At 74.8% G+C, this 19,087-nt stretch carries 20 protein-coding genes and 4 pseudogenes; 9 read left to right on the top strand and 15 right to left on the bottom strand.

Going from position 1 to position 19,087, the window contains the following annotated elements:
• Window positions 1-65 precede the first annotated feature (65 nt).
• From KBX37_RS00960 to KBX37_RS00990, 8 genes and pseudogenes are all read left to right on the top strand, one after another.
• Window positions 66-1,268, top strand: a complete 1,203-nt coding sequence (locus tag KBX37_RS00960) for a hypothetical protein (protein ID WP_210773704.1) — start codon at window positions 66-68, stop codon at window positions 1,266-1,268.
• On the top strand, window positions 1,255-4,023 hold the full coding sequence (locus tag KBX37_RS00965) for a nitrate- and nitrite sensing domain-containing protein (RefSeq protein ID WP_210773705.1): 2,769 nt from the start codon (window positions 1,255-1,257) through the stop codon (window positions 4,021-4,023). Before KBX37_RS00960 ends, KBX37_RS00965 begins: the two co-directional genes overlap by 14 nt.
• Window positions 4,020-4,490 (top strand): roadblock/LC7 domain-containing protein, encoded by a 471-nt coding sequence (locus KBX37_RS00970; RefSeq protein ID WP_210773706.1) that lies wholly within the window; start codon window positions 4,020-4,022, stop codon window positions 4,488-4,490. Before KBX37_RS00965 ends, KBX37_RS00970 begins: the two co-directional genes overlap by 4 nt.
• The gene (locus KBX37_RS00975) at window positions 4,487-4,975 is read left to right on the top strand and encodes a DUF742 domain-containing protein (protein ID WP_210773707.1); all 489 of its coding nucleotides are present in this window, start codon (window positions 4,487-4,489) and stop codon (window positions 4,973-4,975) included. Before KBX37_RS00970 ends, KBX37_RS00975 begins: the two co-directional genes overlap by 4 nt.
• A complete protein-coding gene (locus KBX37_RS00980; protein WP_210773708.1) occupies window positions 4,953-5,696 on the top strand; it encodes an ATP/GTP-binding protein in 744 nt (247 codons plus the stop codon). Before KBX37_RS00975 ends, KBX37_RS00980 begins: the two co-directional genes overlap by 23 nt.
• A 44-nt stretch (window positions 5,697-5,740) precedes the next feature.
• A complete protein-coding gene (locus KBX37_RS00985; protein WP_210773709.1) occupies window positions 5,741-6,253 on the top strand; it encodes a hypothetical protein in 513 nt (170 codons plus the stop codon).
• Window positions 6,254-6,299: 46 nt separating this feature from the next.
• A pseudogene (locus KBX37_RS35825) lies at window positions 6,300-6,926 on the top strand (ATPase); the annotation flags it as partial.
• Between the two features lie 87 nt (window positions 6,927-7,013).
• Window positions 7,014-8,579: pseudogene (locus KBX37_RS00990) on the top strand (AAA family ATPase); the annotation flags it as partial.
• 137 nt (window positions 8,580-8,716) lie between these two features.
• Here KBX37_RS00990 and KBX37_RS00995 read toward each other — a convergent pair.
• The 12 genes and pseudogenes from KBX37_RS00995 to KBX37_RS01050 all read right to left on the bottom strand — a co-directional run bounded on the left by KBX37_RS00995 (window position 8,717) and on the right by KBX37_RS01050 (window position 15,930).
• Window positions 8,717-9,085, bottom strand: coding sequence for a gas vesicle protein K (locus KBX37_RS00995; protein WP_307848903.1), 369 nt, complete (start codon window positions 9,083-9,085; stop codon window positions 8,717-8,719).
• Window positions 9,082-9,366 (bottom strand): gas vesicle protein, encoded by a 285-nt coding sequence (locus KBX37_RS01000; protein ID WP_210773711.1) that lies wholly within the window; start codon window positions 9,364-9,366, stop codon window positions 9,082-9,084. Before KBX37_RS01000 ends, KBX37_RS00995 begins: the two co-directional genes overlap by 4 nt.
• Window positions 9,360-10,178: a GvpL/GvpF family gas vesicle protein gene (locus KBX37_RS01005; protein ID WP_210773712.1), complete on the bottom strand. Its 819-nt coding sequence runs from the start codon at window positions 10,176-10,178 to the stop codon at window positions 9,360-9,362. The genes KBX37_RS01000 and KBX37_RS01005 overlap by 7 nt, the downstream gene beginning before the upstream one ends.
• A gap of 154 nt (window positions 10,179-10,332) precedes the next feature.
• Window positions 10,333-10,485, bottom strand: a pseudogene (gvpJ, locus tag KBX37_RS35830) (gas vesicle protein GvpJ); the annotation flags it as partial.
• Between the two features lie 46 nt (window positions 10,486-10,531).
• Window positions 10,532-10,882, bottom strand: a complete 351-nt coding sequence (locus tag KBX37_RS01015; RefSeq protein ID WP_210773713.1) for a gas vesicle protein — start codon at window positions 10,880-10,882, stop codon at window positions 10,532-10,534.
• Between the two features lie 5 nt (window positions 10,883-10,887).
• Complete coding sequence (locus KBX37_RS01020; protein ID WP_210773714.1) at window positions 10,888-11,241, bottom strand: gas vesicle protein GvpG; 354 nt, start codon at window positions 11,239-11,241, stop codon at window positions 10,888-10,890.
• Between the two features lie 3 nt (window positions 11,242-11,244).
• A complete protein-coding gene (locus KBX37_RS01025) occupies window positions 11,245-12,021 on the bottom strand; it encodes a GvpL/GvpF family gas vesicle protein (RefSeq protein ID WP_210773715.1) in 777 nt (258 codons plus the stop codon).
• Between the two features lie 208 nt (window positions 12,022-12,229).
• A pseudogene (gvpJ, locus tag KBX37_RS35835) lies at window positions 12,230-12,415 on the bottom strand (gas vesicle protein GvpJ); the annotation flags it as partial.
• 35 nt (window positions 12,416-12,450) lie between these two features.
• A complete protein-coding gene (locus tag KBX37_RS01035) occupies window positions 12,451-13,656 on the bottom strand; it encodes an SRPBCC family protein (protein WP_247656776.1) in 1,206 nt (401 codons plus the stop codon).
• Window positions 13,653-14,078: a hypothetical protein gene (locus KBX37_RS01040; protein ID WP_210773716.1), complete on the bottom strand. Its 426-nt coding sequence runs from the start codon at window positions 14,076-14,078 to the stop codon at window positions 13,653-13,655. Before KBX37_RS01040 ends, KBX37_RS01035 begins: the two co-directional genes overlap by 4 nt.
• Window positions 14,079-14,365: 287 nt before the next feature.
• Window positions 14,366-14,875 carry a GNAT family N-acetyltransferase gene (locus tag KBX37_RS01045; RefSeq protein WP_210773717.1) on the bottom strand — a complete coding sequence of 170 codons (510 nt, stop codon included), beginning with the start codon at window positions 14,873-14,875 and terminating at the stop codon, window positions 14,366-14,368.
• A gap of 155 nt (window positions 14,876-15,030) precedes the next feature.
• A complete protein-coding gene (locus tag KBX37_RS01050) occupies window positions 15,031-15,930 on the bottom strand; it encodes a hypothetical protein (RefSeq protein WP_247656777.1) in 900 nt (299 codons plus the stop codon).
• A 227-nt stretch (window positions 15,931-16,157) separates the two neighbouring features.
• On the opposite strand from KBX37_RS01050, the gene KBX37_RS01055 reads away from it, so the two are divergent.
• A complete protein-coding gene (locus tag KBX37_RS01055; RefSeq protein WP_210773718.1) occupies window positions 16,158-16,370 on the top strand; it encodes a hypothetical protein in 213 nt (70 codons plus the stop codon).
• Here the strand turns inward: KBX37_RS01055 and KBX37_RS01060 are convergent, their stop codons facing one another.
• The 3 genes from KBX37_RS01060 to KBX37_RS01070 form a co-directional block, all read right to left on the bottom strand.
• The gene (locus KBX37_RS01060; protein ID WP_210773719.1) at window positions 16,371-16,835 is read right to left on the bottom strand and encodes a DUF3263 domain-containing protein; all 465 of its coding nucleotides are present in this window, start codon (window positions 16,833-16,835) and stop codon (window positions 16,371-16,373) included.
• A 137-nt stretch (window positions 16,836-16,972) separates the two neighbouring features.
• Window positions 16,973-17,989 (bottom strand): ABC transporter permease subunit, encoded by a 1,017-nt coding sequence (locus tag KBX37_RS01065; RefSeq protein ID WP_210773720.1) that lies wholly within the window; start codon window positions 17,987-17,989, stop codon window positions 16,973-16,975.
• Window positions 17,986-18,996, bottom strand: coding sequence for an ATP-binding cassette domain-containing protein (locus KBX37_RS01070; RefSeq protein WP_256440162.1), 1,011 nt, complete (start codon window positions 18,994-18,996; stop codon window positions 17,986-17,988). The genes KBX37_RS01065 and KBX37_RS01070 overlap by 4 nt, the downstream gene beginning before the upstream one ends.
• Window positions 18,997-19,087: the final 91 nt, after the last annotated feature.

The following is a 19,087-nucleotide window of genomic DNA, read 5'->3' on the forward strand; positions in this document are numbered from 1 at the left end:
GGACTCCCTCGGCGACCCCCGACACCCGGAGGAGATCCCCCGCCGTCGCCGGAGGAGACAGACCCATGACCGTCCCCGCGCAGCGGGTCCGTCGACGGCCCTCCGGCCGCGTGCTGCCGCTGCTGCTCGTCGTGGCGATGCTGGCGCCGGTGGCCTTCCTCTTCGCGCAGCACCACCGGCTCACCGGCGACGACCGGAACCTGGCGGTCCGGGAACGACTCGGCGTCGAGTACCTGCGCGCGCTCGGCCCGGTGACCGAGGCGCTGGTGGACGCCCAGTCCGCCGCGGTGGCCGGCCGCCCCGCCGGCCGCGACGCGCTGGACCGGGCCGTCCGGGACGCCGCCGGCGTCGATGTGCGCATCGGCGACGAGCTGCGCAGCCACGAGCGGTGGGCCGGCCTGCGCGCCAAGCTGGAGGCGCTGCCGGAGCGGCCGCTCACCGACCCGGAGGCCGCCTTCGTCGCGTACGGGGAGATCACCGACCTGCTGCTGGCCCTGCACCGCAAGGTGCGGGAGAGCTCCGGTCTGGTCCGCGACCCCCGGCAGGACTCCTTCTTCCTCCAGGACAGCATCGGCCTGGACCTGCCGACCGCGATGGTCGCCGCCGGCCGGCTCGCCGACCTGAGCGCGCTCGGCGCCACCCGGCCGGCCGCCGAACGCGCCCGCACCCAGGGCGAACTGGCCGAGCTGCGGGTCGGCGCGCTCGCCTCCGCCACCGACCTGGTCGCCGACCTGCGCGAGGCGGTGGACAGCTCGGAGAGCACCGACCTCGGTCCCAACGTGCTCACCCCGCTGGACACCTACCAGCGTGCCGTCGAGGCGCTCGCCGCCTTCTCCGTGCCGAGCGCCGGATCGAAGACCGGGCTCGCCGACCCCGGCCAGGTCGCCGCCGCCCGGCTCAACGCGCAGTCCGCCGCCCGGCAGCTCCAGCCGGTTATCCTCGACCAGCTCGACGCGCTGTTGAAGGAACGGATCGAGTCGTACGACCGGGACCGCCGGCTGGCCGCCGGGGCCGCCGCCACGGCGGTGCTGCTCGTGCTGGTCCTCGCCGGCGTGCTGATCGCCGCGTACCGGCGGGCGCGGCGGCACGCCGCCGAGGCCCGGCGCGCGGGCGACGGCGGCACCGGCACGGTGCCCGAGCCGCAGCGCCGGGCGCCGCCGGCGGCGGAGCGGAGCATCCGCCCGGAGGACCACCGGCTGCTCCAGCCGGCCGGCTCGGGCCGCGACGGCGGATCCGAACGCTGGGGGCCCTTCGATGCTGCTCGGTAGGCTCCGGATCCGGGGAAAGCTCGTCCTGCTGGTCTTCATCCCGCTGCTCAGCACGGTCGGGCTGGCCGTACCGGTGGTGCTCGACCGGGTCGCCGCCGCCCAGCGGGCCGGCGAGACCGCCGACACCGTGCGGCTCGCCAGCCGGATCGGCAGCCTGGTCCAGGACCTCCAGCAGGAACGCGTCATGTCGGTGGGGCTGTTGCTCGGCCGGGTGCAGCGCAGCGAGCTGATCCAGAAGGCGACCACGGTGGACGACCGGGTCGCCGACCTGCGCGCCGACTACGCCGGCCGGCTCTCCGCCGAGACCACCGCCGCCCTGGACGGGGTGCACGAACTCGCCGAGCTGCGCACCCTGGTGCTCGCCCGCGCCGCCACCCCGAGCCAGGTGATGGAGGCGTACGGGCCGATCGACATGGCCCTGATCGATTCGTTGCAGCTGCCGTCGAAGGTGGACACCACCGTCCCCGCCGGGCGGCAGGTGCTGGCGCTCGACGCGCTGCTGCGGGCCGACGAGGGGCTGGGCGCCTGCGCCACCCTGATCGTGCTGGTCAAGGCGACCAGCAACCCGCGGGTGTCCGCCTCCTACATCGCCTGCATGGCCGCGCTCCAGGTGGACAACCTGCGGTTCCGCAGCCTGATCACCCCGGAGCAGTACCAGCTCGCGCTGCTGGACGACGCGGCGGTGGCCGCCCGGACCAGCCCGACCTTCCTCGTCGACAGTGTCCAGGACCCGATCGCGGCGATCCGGGACGTCCCGCTGGACGCGCTCTTCCCGTCGGTCCGCTCGATGATCACCCTCGGCCAGTTCGTGGAGAAGAAGATCGTCGCCGACGTCATCGCCCAGACCACCGCCGACAAGCGCTGGGCGCTCACCGCGGCCTGGCTGGTGGCCGGGGCGGCCGGCCTGGTCCTGCTGACCGTGATGCTGCTCAGCGTCGCGGTGGCCCGTACGGTCGCCCGGCCGCTGACCCGACTCACCCGCTCCGCCGACCGGGTGGCCCGGGTCGCCGAGGCCGAGCTGGTGCGGGTCGCCGACGACGAGTCCGACAGCGGCCCCCCGGTACGCCTCGACCCGGTCGACGTCCGGGCCCGGGACGAGATCGGCGACCTGGCCCGCGCCTTCGAGCGGGTGCAGAGCACCGCCGCCCGGCTGGTCGAGCGCCAGGTGGCCGGCCGGCGCAACGTGGCGCAGATGTTCGGCCACGTCGGACGGCGTACCCAGAACCTGGTTGGCCGGCAGATCGCGCTGATCGACCGGCTGGAGCGGCAGGAGACCGACCCGGGCCGGCTGGCGCACCTGTACCGGCTGGACCACATCTCCAGCCGGCTGCGCCGCAACGCGGGCAGCCTGGTGGTGCTCTCCGGCGCGACCGGCAGCGACGGGCACGTCGCCCCGGTGCCGCTGGCCGACGTGGTACGGCTGGCGCTGGGCGAGATCGAGGACTACACCCGGGTCGACGTGCGGGTGGCGGCCGAGATTTCCGCCGCGCCCGCCATCGCCGGCGACCTGGTGCTGGCGCTGGCCGAGCTGATGGAGAACGCCACCGTCTTCTCGCCGCCGCACACCCGGGTGGTGGTCTCCGGCGAGCTGACCGAGATCGGCGCCCGGATCTGCCTGGTGGACCGGGGCATCGGCATGACCGAGGACCGGCTGGCCGAGGAGAACGCCCGGCTGACCCGCCGGGAGCGGCTGGACCTGGCCCCCACCGAGGTGCTCGGCCTCTTCGTGGTGGGCCGGCTGGCCCGCCGGCACGGCTGGACGGTGCGCCTCGCCCCGACCGCCGGCGGCGGGGTCACCGCCCGGCTGGACGTGCCGCACGCGCTGCTGGTGGTACGGCCGGCCGATCCGGCCGGCGCGACCGTGGCGCGGGCCGCCGTACCGGCTCGGGACCGGCGGTCGCCGGCCGCCGCGATCGACCCGGCCCGGTCGGGGCGCGCGCTCACCACGGCGCCGGCCGACAGCCCGGCCGCCACCTTCGATCCCGCGCTGCTGAGCCGGGCCACCCGCACGATGGCGGCCGGCGGATCCTGGGACGCGTTCGGCGCCGGGGCGGCCCCGACCGGGGGCACCGCGTTCCTGAAGATCCGGCAGCCCGACCCGGACGCCGCGGAGGACCCGGCCACCCCCGGCGGGTTGCCGCGACGGCGCCGGCCCGACCAGGTCGCCGGCCGGCCCGCGCCGACCGGTGCGGACGTGCCGGTCGCCGGCCGGCCGCCGGCCCCCGCGCCGCAGTCGGTGGAGATGTCGCTCGCGCCGTCGCTCTTCGCGCCGGCGGCCGACCCACCGTGGGCGGAGGCGCCGCCCGTCCCGGCGGCGCCCGCGCCGTCGCTGTTCGCGCCGGCCGCCCCGCCGTCCTGGCCACCGCCCGGCGGGGCCGGGACGCCGACCGTCCGGCAGCGGGTGCCGGGGGCGACCCTGCCACCGGCCGAGCCGGCGGTCGGCCCGGTGGACGCCACCGGCGCGGACCCGGACGCCGCCCGGGCACTGGTCGAGCAGGTCCAGTCTGGGGTACGCCGGGCCGAGCAGTCCGGCTGGGCCGACCTCGGCGCCACCCCGGGCCGGCCACGGCTGAGCCGACGGGTGCCCGGGGCCAACCTGGCGGTCACCCCGCCGCAGCAGGCCCAGGTGAGCCAGCCGCCGCAGGACCCGACCGAGGTCCGGGAGCTGATCAGCCAGTTCGAGGCGGGCGTCGACCGTGCTCTGCGTGAAGTCAACACCGACCACCGCCACGACGAAGAGGAATCATCACGGTGACCAGCCCCTTCCTGCACGACAACGTCGACCACCCGACCCACACCGGGCCCGACCTCAGCCCGGAGGCGCGCACCTTCAACTGGCTGCTGGACTCGTTCACGTCGAGCACGGCTGGTGTCCTGGAGGCGATCGCCGTCTCCTCGGACGGGCTGCTGATGGCCATGTCGGCCATCAAGGACCGGTCCAACGCCGAGCGACTCGCCGCCGTCGTCTCCGGCATGACGAGTCTGGCCGGCGGCGCGGCGAGCTGGTACGCCCTCGGCGGCCTGAACCGGGTGATCGTGGACATGGCCGACGGCTACCTGCTGATCAGCGCGATCAGCAGCGGCTCGGTGCTCGGCGTCGTCGCCGACCGGTCGGCCAACCTGGGCACCGTGGCGTACGAGATGACCCTCTTCGCCGGGCGGGCCGGCGGCGCCCTCAGCCCGACCCTCATCGCCGAGCTGAAGAACGCCGTTCAGCAATGACCCCGCAGGCCGCCGGCGAGGAACCGGACCCGGACCCGATGGTCCGGATCCGTCCCTACCTGCGGACGCCGGCACCGACCGGCGGGGGCGTACCGGCGACGAGGCCGGCGCCCGGGCCCGATCCGCAGCCTGAGCAACCGGCCGGCCCGCGACCGTTCGTACTCACCGCCGGGCGGGTCACCGGCACCGACCCGGCGATCGGTCTGGAGACCCAGGTGACCGCGCGACCGGACGGCGGCCCGTGGACGACCACCCCGGCGGCCCGGCTCGCCCCGGAGTTGCAGGCGATCATCGCGCTCTGCGGTGAACCGATCTCGGTCGCCGAGATCTCCGCCCGGATGCGGATGCACTTCGGCGTGGCCTGCGTCCTGGTCGGCGACCTGCGGGCCGCCGGCCACCTCGACGTGCACGTCGGGGACGTCGACGACGCCCTCGACCCCGACATCATCCTGCGAGTGATTGATGGACTCCGTGCGATCTCCTGAATGGCCGGTCGCCCCGCTGGGCGGGGTCTCCTCGAACAGCGCCTCCACCCGCTACGGCAGTCCGGCGGGCGGTGAGCAGGCCGTACCGCCCGCGGCCCCGCCGCCGCCGTACCGGCCGCCGACCGCCGCGGGCGGGGCGGCCCGGACCGCGCCGAATGGCCGGCCGCCGATCCCGGTGAAGATCCTGATCGCCGGGGGCTTCGGCGTCGGCAAGACCACCACGGTCGGCGCGATCTCCGAGATCGCCCCGCTGACCACCGAGGCGTCGATGACCAGCGCGGGCATCGGCGTGGACGATCCGGGCGTACGGAGCGCGAAGACCACCACCACGGTGGCGATGGACTTCGGCTGCGTCACCATCGACCGCAGCCTCAAGCTCTATCTGTTCGGCACGCCAGGGCAGGCCCGGTTCGGGTTCATGTGGGAGGACCTGGCCCGGGGCGCGCTCGGCGCGCTGGTGGTGGTGGACAGCGCGCGGCTGGACGACTGCTACCCGGCCATCGACTTCTTCGAGCGGGCCGGGCTGCCGTTCGTCGTCGGGGTGAACGCCTTCGACGGACGGCTGACGCACGACCTGGGGGCGATCCGGTGGGCGCTGGCGATCGGCGACCACGTGCCGCTGGTGCGGTTCGACGCCCGGGAGCGGCTCTCGGTGCGGGACGCGCTGCTGGTCGTCCTGGACAGCGCGCTGGACCGGGCCACCCGGGAGAGGGGAACGTGAACCGCTCGCCGGTATGACCCGTTCATCAGGAGAAGGGGGACGTGATGAGAGGTGGTCTGGACGAGACGCTGGCCCGGCTGGCCCGCCGGGAGGAGGCGCTGCGGCGCCGGGCGGGCGAGCCGGGCGAGGAGACCGGGGCGTCGACCGTCGCCTTCGAGGCGACCGGCCACCCCGGGCGGTCGGACGGCCCGGGGTGGGACGGGGCCGGCCGGCCGGAGGTGGCGCGGACCGGGGTGGGACGGTCGGCCGTCGACGGGCGCGACCCGGTGGAGGAGGTCGCCGAGGCGGTCCGCCGGGTGGTGGCCGAGCACCCCGGGTTGTCGGTCGTCGTGCGGGTGGAGCACGAGGGCCGGACGTACCCGCTGCGCGTCGACTGGGCGGACACGGCGGTGACGGTCGCCGCGGAGAACACGGCCACGCCCCCGCCGCCCTGGCCGAGGCCGGTCAACACCGGGCCGGTGTGGTCGGCGGGCCGGGACGGGACGGGCGCCGACCAGGCGGCCCGGCTGGCCGAGATGGTCCGCCGGGACCCGTCGCTGCTCGCCGACGACCGGTGACCGTGACGGCCGGGCGGGCCGTGTCGGGGGCCGCTACTGTCGGGCGGTGGCCGAACCGGACCTGACCCTCACCGCGAGCCTGCGGCCTGCCGCGCTGGACGCCCGACGGGGCATCGTACGGCTGCACCCGGAGGTGCTGACCGCGCTGGCGCTGCGCCCCGGCGACCCGGTGCGGCTGGCCGGCCGGCGGGTGACCGCCGGCATCGTGGCGCCCGCCGAGCCGACCGCGAGCGCCACCCTGCTGTACGCCGACGATCTGGTACTGGGCAACCTCGGGCTGCGCGACGGTGGCCGGGTGACGATCGGGCCGGCGGCGGTGGTCCCCGCCCGCCGGGTGACGCTGAGCGGCCCGGTGGCGGTGGTGGCCGCGGTGTCGCCGGAGATGCTGCGGCTCGCCCTGCTGGGCAAGATGGTCACCCCCGGCGACGACGTCTCCCTGCTGCCGCAGGACGTGCTCCCGGACGCCTCGGTGCGCAGCCTGGTCGAGGCCGCGCGGCGCAGCCTCGCCAACACCGTCGGCTACGCCTGGACCAGCACCCTGCTCACCGTCGTGGACGCCGAGCCGGATGCGGGCGCGCTGGTCACGATGGACACCGTGGTCGGCTGGGAGCACGGCCCGGCCACCCATGGCTCGCCGGGACCGGCCCGCCCCACCACCGCCCGCCTCGCGCCCGGCTCGGGATCGGGCGCCCACCCCACCACCGGGACCGGCCGGAAGGGCACGGCCCAGGCCCCGAGCGGGACGGTCGCGGCGGACGAGGCGCCGCACGTGGACGAGCTGCCCGGGCTGCGTACCCAGGCCGAGGAGTTGACCGAGCTGCTCGACCTCGGCTTCCACCACCGCGAGGTGCTGGGCCGGCTCGGCACCACCGTCTCGCTCGGCGTGCTGCTCAGCGGGCCGGCCGGCTCGGGCAAGTCGGCGCTGGTCCGGGCGGTCGCCGCCGCCGTCGGCGCACGGGTGCGCCCGCTCTGGGCGCCCGAGCTGGCCGCGCTGAGCAACGACGCGGCGGCCCGCCGGCTCCGCGAGGCCGCCACCGAGGTACGCGCCGGCGGGCCGGCCGTGCTCCTGGTCACCGACGTGGAGGCGCTGGCCCCGGCCGAGGAGCCCGGTCCACTGGCCACCGTGTTCCGCCAGGCGATCGTCGAGACCGTCCGCGCCGGGGCGGCGGTGGTCTGCACCACCTCCCGCCCCGAGGCGGTCGACCCGGCGCTGCGCGCCCCGGACCTGCTCTCCCTGCGGATCACCGTCCCGCTGCCCGATCCGGCGCTGCGCCGCGAGCAGCTCACCGTGCTGACCCGGCAGGTGCCACTGGCCGAGGACGTCCGGCTGGACGAGGTCGCCGGTCGTACCCCCGGGTTCGTCGCCGCCGACCTGGCCGCGCTGGTGCGCGAGGCCGGGGTCCGCGCGGCCCTGCGGCAGAAGGCCGTCGAGCGGCCGACGGTGGCGATGGCCGATTTCACGGCGGCGCTGGAGGTGGTCCGGCCGACCACCATGGCCGCGTCCACCCTGGAGTTGGCCTCGGTCACCCTGGACGACGTCGGCGACCTGGTCGAGGTGAAGCAGACCCTCACCGAGTCGGTGCTGTGGCCGTTGACCTATCCGGACACCTTCGCCCGGCTGGGCGTGCAGCCGCCCCGAGGGGTGCTGCTCTACGGGCCGCCCGGGTGCGGCAAGACCTACCTGGTGACCGCGCTGGCCGGGTCGGGCCGGGCGAACGTGCTGTCGGTGAAGGGAGCGGAACTGCTCTCCAAGTGGGTCGGCGAGAGCGAACGCGCCGTCCGGGAGCTGTTCCGCCGGGCCCGCGAGGCCGCGCCCACGCTGGTCTTCCTCGACGAGGTGGACGCGCTGGCCCCGGTGCGCGGCCAGGCCAGCGACGGGGGTACGACCGACCGGGTGGTCGCCGCGCTCCTCACCGAGCTGGACGGGGTGGAGGCGCTGCGCAACGTGGTGGTGGTCGCCGCGACCAACCGGCCGGACCTGGTCGACCCCGCACTGTTGCGCCCCGGCCGGCTGGAACGGCTGGTCTACGTGCCGCCGCCGGACGGTCCCGCCCGGGCGGAGATCCTGCGCGCCGCGTCCCGGACCGTGCCGCTCGCCCCGGACGTGGACCTCGCCGCGCTCGGCGGGGAACTGGACGGCTTCTCGGCGGCGGACTGCGCCGCGCTGGTCCGGGAGGCCGCGCTGGCCGCGATGCGCGAGTCGCTGGCCGCGTCCACGGTCACCGCCGCGCACGTGGCCACCGCGCGGCGGCGGGTGCGCCCCTCACTCGACCCGGCGCAGGTGGCCTGGCTGGCCGCGTACGCGGAGAAGCAGGCGGCACGCTGACGCGCGGCTCCGCTGCGGACCGCACCCCTCACGAGCGGGATACCTCAGAGGTATCAGGATGACTCTGAGGTATCACGCTCACGGTGGTGTCCGCCGCCGGACGCTGCCCTGGCGGGTGGCGGTGGCCGCCGGGGGCTTCAGTCGGTGGGCAGCAGCGGGCCCAGCGGGCCGAGGTCGAGGTTGAGGTCCTCGGGGGCGAGGCCGAAGTACTGGCGCAGCTCGGTCATCTGCTCCTCCAGCGCCATCAGCGTGGCGCCCACGCGTTCGATCTGCTCCTCGGTGAGGTCGCCGAGGTCGACCCGGCGCAGCGCCTGCCGTTCCATCAGCTGACGCAGCAGCTCGATCACGGTGAGCACGAGGCTGGCCAGCCCCCGCTCGACGGAGTCCCGGTCGACGGCGAGCCGCCGGTCCAGCGGCGTCACCCGGGGGGCCTGCCAGGCGGCCGTCTCGCCGAGCGCCGCGGCCAGGTCGGCGGCCTCGTCCCGGCGCGGCCCCGGCCCGGTCACCCGACCTCCCCCGGCAGCACCACGACACCGGGCGACCCGACCGCACCGGGCGGCGCCTCCCCGAGCGGGTCGGGCAGCTCGGGCGGGGTGAGCGCGCCGACCGACGCGACCAGCGCGCGCAGCGAGATGCGGACCAGGTCGATGTCAGCGATGGCCAGGGTGATGTCGCCGGAGATCACCACACCGGTGGCGAGCACTCGGTCGAGCAGGTCGACCAACGCCACCGGGCGGTAGGCCAACGGGTCGTCGGCACTGCTCGGGGCGAGCGAGGTGGTCACCACGCCGGCTCCCGCACGGTGTGCGCCGGCTCCTCCGGACCGTCCGCCACGAAGGAGTACGGCGGCCACGGGCCGGTCAGCTCCAGCCGGATCTCCGGATACCGGTCGGCGAGTTCCCGGACCAGCGCGGCGAAGCCCGCCACCCCGGCGGTCTCCACCAGGTACGCGCCGTTGAGCACCATGGCGGTCGGGGCGCCGGAGAGCCGCCGGTCCTGGGGAGCGTGCCGGCGCGCGACGGCGGCGTACCCGGCGAGGGCGGCGTGCACCGCCGCGGCGGCCTCCCCGGCGATCCGCTGCCCCTCGTCGCGGGCGGTCAGCTCGGCTCGGCGCCGCCGCAGGTACGCCGCGCCCGCCCCGCCCCCGCCGTCGGCCGCCTCGGTGCGGGGCAGGGCGCCCGGCACCACGTACCCCTTGACGCCCCACTCGCCGCGGCCGGTCAGCCGGTGCAGCGTCGCGGCCAGCTCGGCCTGCCGCTCGGCGAGCATGGCGGCGACCCGGGTGTCGTCGTGGTGCACGGTGGCCAGCCGGGCCGGCACCACCGCGCCGGCCCGGCTGAGCGCGTCCACCACCGCGTGGTGCGCCCGCGCCGCGCGCTCCAGCCAGGCCAGGTCCTCCAGGTTGCGGCGCAGCGCCTCCTCGCCGTACTCGGTCAGCGGCGCGCCGCTGACCACCGCCGCCAGGCCGGCGGCCCGGACGGCCCGCACCGGCCCACCGTCCATGCCGGGGACCGCGGCCAGCGCGGCCGGGTCCGGGTCGCGGACCACACCGTGCAGCCAGGCGCCGACGGTGACCGCCGGATCAAGTGCCGTACTCATTCCACCCCTCCCGTGCGGCCGCCCGCCGGGCCACCCGGGGCCGGCGTTCCGCCTCCACCTGCTCCGGGTCGCGCGGACCCGGCTCGACCGGCGGGCGGGCCTTCGAGCTGAGCCACGGATCGTGCTCCCACCAGTCGATGCCAATCTGCCGCGCGGTGTCCACCGAGGCGATGACCAGCCGCAGCTTCAACGTCAGCAGCTCGATGTCGAGCAGGCTGACCCGGATGTCGCCGGCGATCACGATGCCCCGGTCGAGCACCCGTTCGAGGATGTCGCCGAGGTTGGCCGGCTCGTGCCCGGCGCCCATCACCTGGCCGGTGTTCTGCACCACCGCTGGCCGCGGACTGGTCATCTCAACCCCCGTCGCCCTTGCCCCGCTGGTAGCGGCGCGTCCGCCGGTAGCCCAGCAGGCCACCCGCCATGTCGAGTTCGACCTCGTAGAGGCCGAGCAGGTCGGTGGAGGCCGGGATGCGGTGGTCCTCCACCACCTCCACCCCGACCAGCCAGCCGTCGTCGGTGGGCTGGATCGAGGTGACGCCGAGCGGGTCCTTGCCGGTCAGGCCGACGAGCTGGCGCAGCCCCTCGCGGGCCGCCTCGGCGGCCGAGACCGGCTCGTAGTCCTCGTCGTCGTACCGGTCGTCCTGCCGCACCGGCTCCTGCCGGCGCTCGCGGTCGCCGTCTCCCCGGGCACGTCCTGGGGCCATCCCGCTCACCTCCCTCGCCGTCGTTCGGGGTCGTCCCGCCGGTCCACTCGCCGTGCCTGACCCGCCGCCCGGCGGCGGGCGGGCCGCCGCCGGGGCGGGCGGGCCGGCGTGGCGGCGGTGTCCGCCCCGGCGTCGCCCGCACTGGTCAACCGGTCCAGGACCCGCTGCTGTCCCCGGTCCCGTTCTTCCGGGGTGATGTCGCCGGCGTCCGCCGCCCGGTCCAGCTCCTCCAGCTCGCGCCGGATGTTGGCCGGGTCGTACTGCCGCGACTCCGCCTCCCGGGCGATCACCTTGACCACCGAGGTGAGCCCCCGCACCGGGGCGTACGGCAGGGTCAGCAGCGTCCAGAGGATGTCCACCGGTCACTCCACCAGCTGGTGCGCGCTGACGAAGTCGTACGGGGCGAGCGGCCCGAGCAGCCGCATCCGGATCAGGTCCCGACGCTGCTCGGCGAACTCCTCCAGCACCCGGACGAACTCCTCCTCGCCGTCGGCGTCGACCAGGAAGGCGACGTTCATCGCGTCCAGCTCGCTGCTCGGCAGGCGCGGTGCGTGCGCCACCGCGTACGGGGTGAGCGTGTCGATCAGCGCCCGGTTCTCCGCCTCCCGGCGCAGTTCCACCCCTTGGCTGATCATCTCGCCCAGCCGGATCCGCTCCTCCCGGCTCTCCGCCTCCGGCCGGCCGCGCACCTGATCGGCGAGCGCGGCGGCGGAGGGGTTCTCGGTTAGGAAGTCGCTGATCATCTCCTCCTCGTCGAAGCGGCCGTGCACGGTGTACTGCACCCGGTCCTCAAACTCGTCGAGGGCCGCGGCGAACCGGTCGTGGTGGGCCTCCAGCAGGTCCTCGACCGCGTCCGGCCCGGTCACCACCGTGCCGAACCGGACCGGCAGCACCGGCGCGACGGCCGCCGTCCCGTCCAGCAGCGTCTGGTACGCGGTCAGGTCGGCAGGGCGGCCCAGCGGCTCCGCCAACCCGACCTCGCTGACCAGCGCGGCCAGCTCGCCGTGCCGGATCGCGGCCACCTCGCCCGGCGGGTCGCCGACCCCTTCCGCGTCCGGGGTCGGCTCCACGTCGGACGGCACGATGCCGTAGATGAACAGCCCGAGTTCGCCGCCCGGCTGAGTCTGCTCTTCGGTCATCTCACCGCTCCTCGTCCCGGCGCCGGCGTGGCCGTTCCCGCTGCCGGTCCCGGCCGCGGTCGCTCAGCGAGTCCGCCACCGCGCCGCTGATCTCCTGGGCCGCCTTGCCGAGGCCGGAGATCGCCTTCCCTTTGGTCGCCGCACCGGCCGCGTCCCCCACCAGGTCCGGCAGGCCCTTCTGGTTTTTCGGGGTGATGCTCAGCCGGTCGACCGCCTCGGCGAACCGCAGGTACGTCTCGACGCTGGCGATCACGATCCGGGCGTTGATCTCCAACAACTGGATGCCGACCACGGCGACCGAGACCTGGGCGTCGATCACCACGCCCTTGTCCAGCACCGTCTCCACCACGTCGGCGAGGTTGCTCCCGCCGGCACCGCCTCCGCCACGTTCCAGGGCGCCGCCGGCCTGTCCGCCGGTCGTCGCGATCGTCACTCGCCACGCTCCTCACGCCGGCGGCGGACCACCGGGCGACGCGGGGGCTCCGGGGCACGTCGGGCCGCCGGGCGGGGGCGCTCCGGCTCCTCGCGCGCAGGCTGGGGCCGGCGGGCCCGTTCGGGTCGCCGGCGTGGCGGGGGCGGCGGCTCCTCCTCGGGTTCCGCCTCGTCGTACCCCTCGTCGTAGTCCTCGCCCTCGTCGTACGCGTCGTACTCGTCCGCCGGTGGCCGGCGGCGCTCCGGCGGTCGACGGCGGCCGCGCTCGGCGGGCCGGCGCTCCTCCTCGGGCTCCTCCGGCTGCTCCTCGGCCTCCTCGGCCCGGCCCCGCTGCTCCTGCTCCTCGCGGGCCTCCTGCTCCTCGCGCAGCGCGGTCTCGTGGTCCTTGACCACCTGGGAGTCCTCGATCTCGCCCCGCCAGCCCTCGACGGAGTCCGGGTCGAGCACGGTGTTGGTCATCACGTGCCGGACGAAGTGCTTCAGCTCCAGCCGGACCCGTCGGCCCTGGGCGCGCCAGAGATTGCCGGTGTGCTCGAAGAGCCCCTGCGGGTGGTACTCCAGGACCACCAGGATGCGGGTCAGGTCGGGGGTCACCTCGTGGAAGCTGACGGTGCCGTCCACCGAACCCTTCTCACCCTTGGACCGCCAGTGGATGAGCCGGTCCGGGATCTGCCGGACGATGGTCGACTCCCAGCTCCGGTGCGACCAGAAGACCTGCGCCTTCCAGGTCATCTTCTCGTCGGACTCGCAGTCGGCCTGTTCGACCTTCTTCATGAAGCTCGGGAAGTCGCCGAACTGGGTCCACTGGTTGTACGCGACCCGGACCGGCACGCCGACCTCGATCGTCTCGACGATGTTGGTGACCTTGAGCTTCTTGCCGCCGCCCTTGCCACCCTTGCCGCCGCCACGACCGAACGCCGACATCACCTTCTCCTTACCGCCGGCCAGGCCGGCCCGGAACATGGCCTTCATGGGGGATTTGCCCTCGGCGAGCTGCTGCGCGCCGGTGGCGGCCGCGATCAGGCCGGGGCCGCCGCCCTGTTTCGCGTACTCGCTGAGCCGGCCGGTGGCGCCGGTGATCCGCTCGGTGACCACCGAGACGGCCCGCTCGCCGATCGCGGACGCCAGGTCCCGCAGGTCGGCGCCGAGCTGCTCCTTCGCCCGGTTGGCCAGGGCGCCGGGATCGTTGGCCACCATGGTCATCGCCCCCGCTTCGACGTCGCCGGGTCGGTGCCGCCCTCACCCGGCTGCGGCTGGTCGCCCAGCTCCTGCTCCTCGTCGGGCGCGGACCGCTGCCCGTCGTCGCCCCCACCCCCGCCGGACCTGCGGCGCAGGGCGTCCGCGCTGCCGCGCAGCTTGCCGCTGATGGCGTCGATGCCGCTGCCGGCGGCGGCGGTCGCGGCGGCCTTGCCGGCCGAGGCGAGTGGGCTGCCCAGCTTGCCGAGGCCCGCCAGGTGGGGGGCCGAGGTCAACAGGTCTGTACCGCGCTTGAGCAGGTGGGGATCACGGCTGGCCCGCCCGGCGGCGACGGCGGCGGCCAGGGTGAGGGCGGTACGCAGCTTCTTCCGCCGGCCGAGGACGTATCCGAGGCCGACCGCGAGGCCGACCCGCATTCCGCTCTTCATCGGTTCTCCTTCACTCCCCGGTGGTCGGGACGACCCGTCTCCACCGAGGGCCGGAAACCAGCACCGGGGAAATGCGCACGGCGGTCCTGCGTCGGGACGTCCCGTTGTTACGGACCCGGCCGGCAGTACCCGCCCGGCCCGGCACAAAACATTTCCCGGCAATTCCCGGTCGCATTACCACAAGGAGGGGAAGGAGTCGTCCAGTCGACGATCAAGGCCGCAAACCGGACAGTCAGAGCGGGTCGACCAGGAAGGACGCGAGATGGATCAAACCTCGCGAAGAATTGTCAAAATGCCGGCGGAGTGGCGTCGAGGCAGATTTCGGCGTGGACTTTCTCGCCATTTTCGAGCAGTTTCGCGCCGCATTTCTTCAGCACCTGGACGGCCCCGATGTTGTCCCGGGTGGTGTCCGCTACCACGGCGTGCATGCCGGCCGCGGCGGCCTCGTTGAGCAACTCGCGCAGGGCGCCGACGCCGAGGCCCTGGCCGCGCGCCGAACGCCCGAGCCACATCCCGGTCTCCACCACGCCGGGCTCCTCGCAGCGGCTCATCCGCACCATGCCGACCACCTCGCCACCGGCGACGATCGCGTACATGCGGGTGCGGGTGGGACCGTCGAGCCCGGCGAAGTTGGCCCGGTGGAACTCCCGGAACGCCTCCCGACGGGCCAGCGACCAGCCGGCGGGTGCCTCGACCGGGGGCATCACGTCACCCGCCTCCGCCTCGGCCACCGCTACGGAGAGCAACGGCTCCAGGTTCCGCTCGTCCAGTGGCTCCAGTCGTACCGCACCCGTCACAGTGCCGCAGTCTGCCGGTACCGCCGCCGGTCGTCCAGCCCTTTGGGCCGCGAATGACCCTCCGGTCGGAGGTACCGGCCGGTCGTCCCATCGGGGTGTTCCGCGTCACGCTCCGCTGTCGGCGGCCAGCGCCGGCACCGGCCGGGCCGCGCGGCTCAGGTGCGGGACGGGAACTCGCAGAGCACCGCCGAGGCGTCGTCGGCGCGCTTGTGCCGGCGCAGCAGTTCGGGATGGTCGCGCTCCGCGGCGCGTACCCGGTCGATGAGCGCCCCGGGCCCCTGCGTGGTCACCAGGTCGAGCAGTCCGGCCCAGTCGAACAGGCCGAACTGCTCCACGGCACTGGACGCGCCGTCGGAGAGCAGCACCGCCCGGCGGACCGCGTTCGGCCCGCGCAGCGGCAGGGTTCCGGTGACCGCGTGGTACGCGGCGTCCGGGTCCGTCGCGGCCACCCAGTAGCCGTGGGTGCGGTTCATCCGCTCCCGCTGCACCTGCACCGCCTGCCGGAACCGGGTTTCCGCGTCGACCTCCCCGGCCGGCAGTCCCGCCGCGATCCGGCGCAGGTCGGCCAGCGCGTCGTCCAGCCGGTCGTCGGAGATCACCTCGACCCGGCCGCCGACGTCGAGGACCAGCGGGCTGTCGCAGAGCACCAGGTAGTCGATCTCGTCGCCGCCCTCCCGGAGCAGGCAGACGGTCGCCGACGGGGTCCCCGGATGGTCCAGGTCGCAGGCGTCCCCGTGGTCGGCGCGGACCGCCAGCAGTGCTGCGGCGAGGCTGCTCACCAGGGTCGCCGCCGGCCGGGCGGCGACGGCCAGCCCGATCCGGGCGGCCAGGTGGCGGACGAACCAGGCGGGCCCGTGCACGCACCCGGTGTCGAAGCCCTCCGGCACGGTCGCCCCGTCGAGGACGCCCACCAGCGGACCGAACCGAAACACCGCGTCCTCGTTCTCCGGGCGGCCGGGCGCCGCCACCGAGGCGGACCGCACCCGCATCGCGTACGCCTCGCCGACGGTCCGCACCGTGTGCCCCGCCGGGTGCCGCGCCTCCGGTCCCACCATCAGCCCGCTCCCCTCGCCGTCGTCCCGAGAGCCCGGCTACCCGGCCCGGCCCACCCCATGCCCATGCCCGGCACCGCCGGGATCGGCTGAACCCGGCGGTACGAGCCGGTTACCGACGGTAGCGTCAGCAGGGTCGGCCTCCCGGTCGGCACCGGGGCCGGCTCGGCGTGAACCCGGCCCGTGCCGGGCGACCCGACCGACCCGACCGACGCGACAGGGGGATCGCCATGTTGGAGCGGCTGCACGAGGCGGGGCTGAAGGCCGAGCACGCGTACCTGGCGGGGTTCGCCAGCATCGGGCTCTCCTTCACCAGTTGGTTCCTATCCAAGCATCTGGAGCGGGCGGGCGTGGCCCGCGCGGACCGCTGGGGCATCTTCATCGGGGAGTGGGCGCCGACCTTCTTCGCCATCGGCAACGGCCTGCGCACCTACGAGAAGTGATCAGCGCCGGCGGTTACGGGCCCGCGAGGAGCGCAGCCGGCGCAGCCGCCCGACCAGCACCGGCTCGGCGGCGAGCGCGGCGGGCCGGTCCAGCAGGGCGTTGAGCAGTTGGTAGTAGCGGGTGGCGGAGAGGCCGAAGGTGTCCCGGATGGCCTGTTCCTTGGCCCCGGCGTGCTTCCACCACTGCTGCTCGAAGGCGAGAATCCACTGCTCCCGCTCGGTCAGGGTGTCCGCCGTGCCCGGTCCGCGCTGCGCGGGCACCGGTTCAGCCGGCAACCCCTCGACCTCCGGCGCGTCGTCCGCCATGGCGGCGAGGACGGCAGCGGCGTCGACGGGCTCCGGGGTGTCCTCGACCGGCGGTGCGCTGCGCGGCGGGGGGACGACGGCCCCGGGCCGCTGGTCGGTGACGGCCTGCCCGGACGGCTCCGGCCGGTCGCTGGCGGCGGCGGACGCGTCGGCGGGCATGGTCGCTCCTCACACAGCGCGGACGGCCGGCAACTCCGAGCGCCGACCGGGGGGACCCCCAGCGTAACCAGGGCCGCTGCCCGACGCACCCGACGCGCGCCGGGCCCCGCGCGGTGGCGCGGAGCCCGGCCGGCGGGTCAGGAGATGTCGCGCCGCCGCATCGTCCAGAGGGCCGCGCCGAGGATCACCGTCAGCCCCACCGCCAGCAGCACCGAGGACTGCTGCCAGGTGATGGTGAGGGTGTCCGGCTTGCACTCCCCGAAGTAGGTGGCCTGGCAGGAGTCCCAGTCCTCCAGGGTGACCTTCTTCTGCATCCAGGCCAGCGCATACGTGGGCAGCAGCCACGCCGCGGCGAAGCGCACACCCGCCATTTCCAAGAGGATCCCGAGGCCGAACTGGCCGACCACCATCAGGGCGATCACCCCGCCCAGGGCCATCGCGGTGTGCCGTCCCAGGGACGCGAGGGCGAAGCCGATGGTCGCGGTCACCAGGGCCAGCACCACCCCGCGCAGCCCGCCGAGAGCGAACGACTGCCAGGCGCCGGAGGTCATCTTCGCGGTGCTCCCGCGCAGGTTGGCCACCAGCCAGAAGCTGCCGAACCAGAGCACCGTCGTGGGCACCGCCACCGCGAGCAGGCCGGTGAGCAGCGCCGCCAGCTTGGTCAGGAGTACGGTCAACCGCTTCGGCCGCCACAGCAGCAGATTCATCATCCCGCCGGTGCTCCACTCCGCACCGACGAATGAGGCCCCCACCACGAACCCGACCATCGCCAGGATGGCCGCGAGTGGCAGCAGGGTGTCGCCGAAGTTGGTGCGGAAGTCGAAGGTGGAGGGCAGGAACCACTCCGCCTGGATCGCCTCCCGAGGCGGCGGCTGGATCATCGAGCAGTCATCGGGGAACTGGCCGGCCTGGGCAGTGCCGCTGGTCTTCGCCTTCTCGCACTCGGCGCGGTACTGCTCGTTGCTGCGGACGTCCTGCTGCCACTGCTGCTCGGCGGCACGCTCGGCCGTGGCCCGCGTACTCGCGTCGATCTTCTGGTTGGTGAAGAAGACCCCCACCACCACGGCGGTCAGGACCAGCAGTCCCAGCAGGGCCGACCAGCGGGTCAGGCGCCGCTTGGTCAGCCGGCGCAGCTCCGTACGGTAGAGACTCATGCTCCCCAACCTCCTCCGGCGGCGCCGGCCTGCTCCGACCCACCGACCTTCGTGGACTGGTCGACCTGGCGGTGCTGACCGGGCACCGGCGCGGTCGCGGTCAGCTCCAGGAAGACGCTCTCCAGGTCCACCGCGACCGGGGCCAGTTCGCTGACGTACAGGTGCTGCTCGGCGAGGAGCCGGCTGACCGAGGCGGGCTTGTCCACGCCGGCCAGCATCAGGTGGTCGGGGTGCCGGGTCACCGACACGCCGGAACGGTCCAGCAGGTCGGCGGCGGCGGCGAGGTCCTCGGCCGCCTCCAGCCGGACCCGGACCCCGCCGTGCGAGTGCGCGGCGAGCACCTGGTCGACCGGGCCGAAGGCGACCCGCCGGCCCAGCGAGATGATGGTGACCGAGTCGCAGATGAGCTGGATCTCGCCGAGGATGTGGCTGGAGAGCACCACGGTCATCCCGGATTCGGCGAGGGTGCGCATCAGGGTGCGCATCTCCCGGATGCCGCCGGGGTCGAGGCCGTTGGCCGGCTCGTCGAGGATCAGCAACCTCGGGTTCTTGAGCAGGGCCGAGGCGACCGCGAGCCGCTGCTTCATGCCGAGCGAGTAGGTCCTGACCCGCTCACCGGCCCGGTCGCGCAGGCCGACCAGCTCCAGCACCTCGTCGACCCGGCTGATCGGCACCTCGCCGGCGCCGGCGAGCAGCGACAGGGTGTCGCGCGCGGTGAAGTGCGGGAAGAACTGCGGGCTCTCGACGATCGCGCCCACCTGACCGGCCACGGTCGGCAGCGCCGCGGGCACCTCGTGCCCGAGGATGGTCATCCGGCCGCCGTCGGGCCGGATGAGGCCGAGCAGGGTACGCAGGGTGGTGGTCTTGCCCGACCCGTTGGGGCCGAGGAAGCCGTGCACCTGGCCCGCCTCGACCCGCATGTCGAAGCCGTCCAGCGCGTTGCGGGTGCCCCGCCGGCGGCTCTTGTACGTCTTACGTAGACCTTCGATCTCCAGGACAGCCGACAAGCTGCGCCTCCCCCGATGGTTGGCTTATGACAGCGGTCACCATACTCGGTATGCTCCGCAGGGCAATACCCGGTATGCATCGGGGCGTCGA

The organism is Micromonospora sp. U56 (genome assembly GCF_018070095.1).
Lineage (GTDB): Bacteria > Actinomycetota > Actinomycetes > Mycobacteriales > Micromonosporaceae > Micromonospora > Micromonospora purpureochromogenes.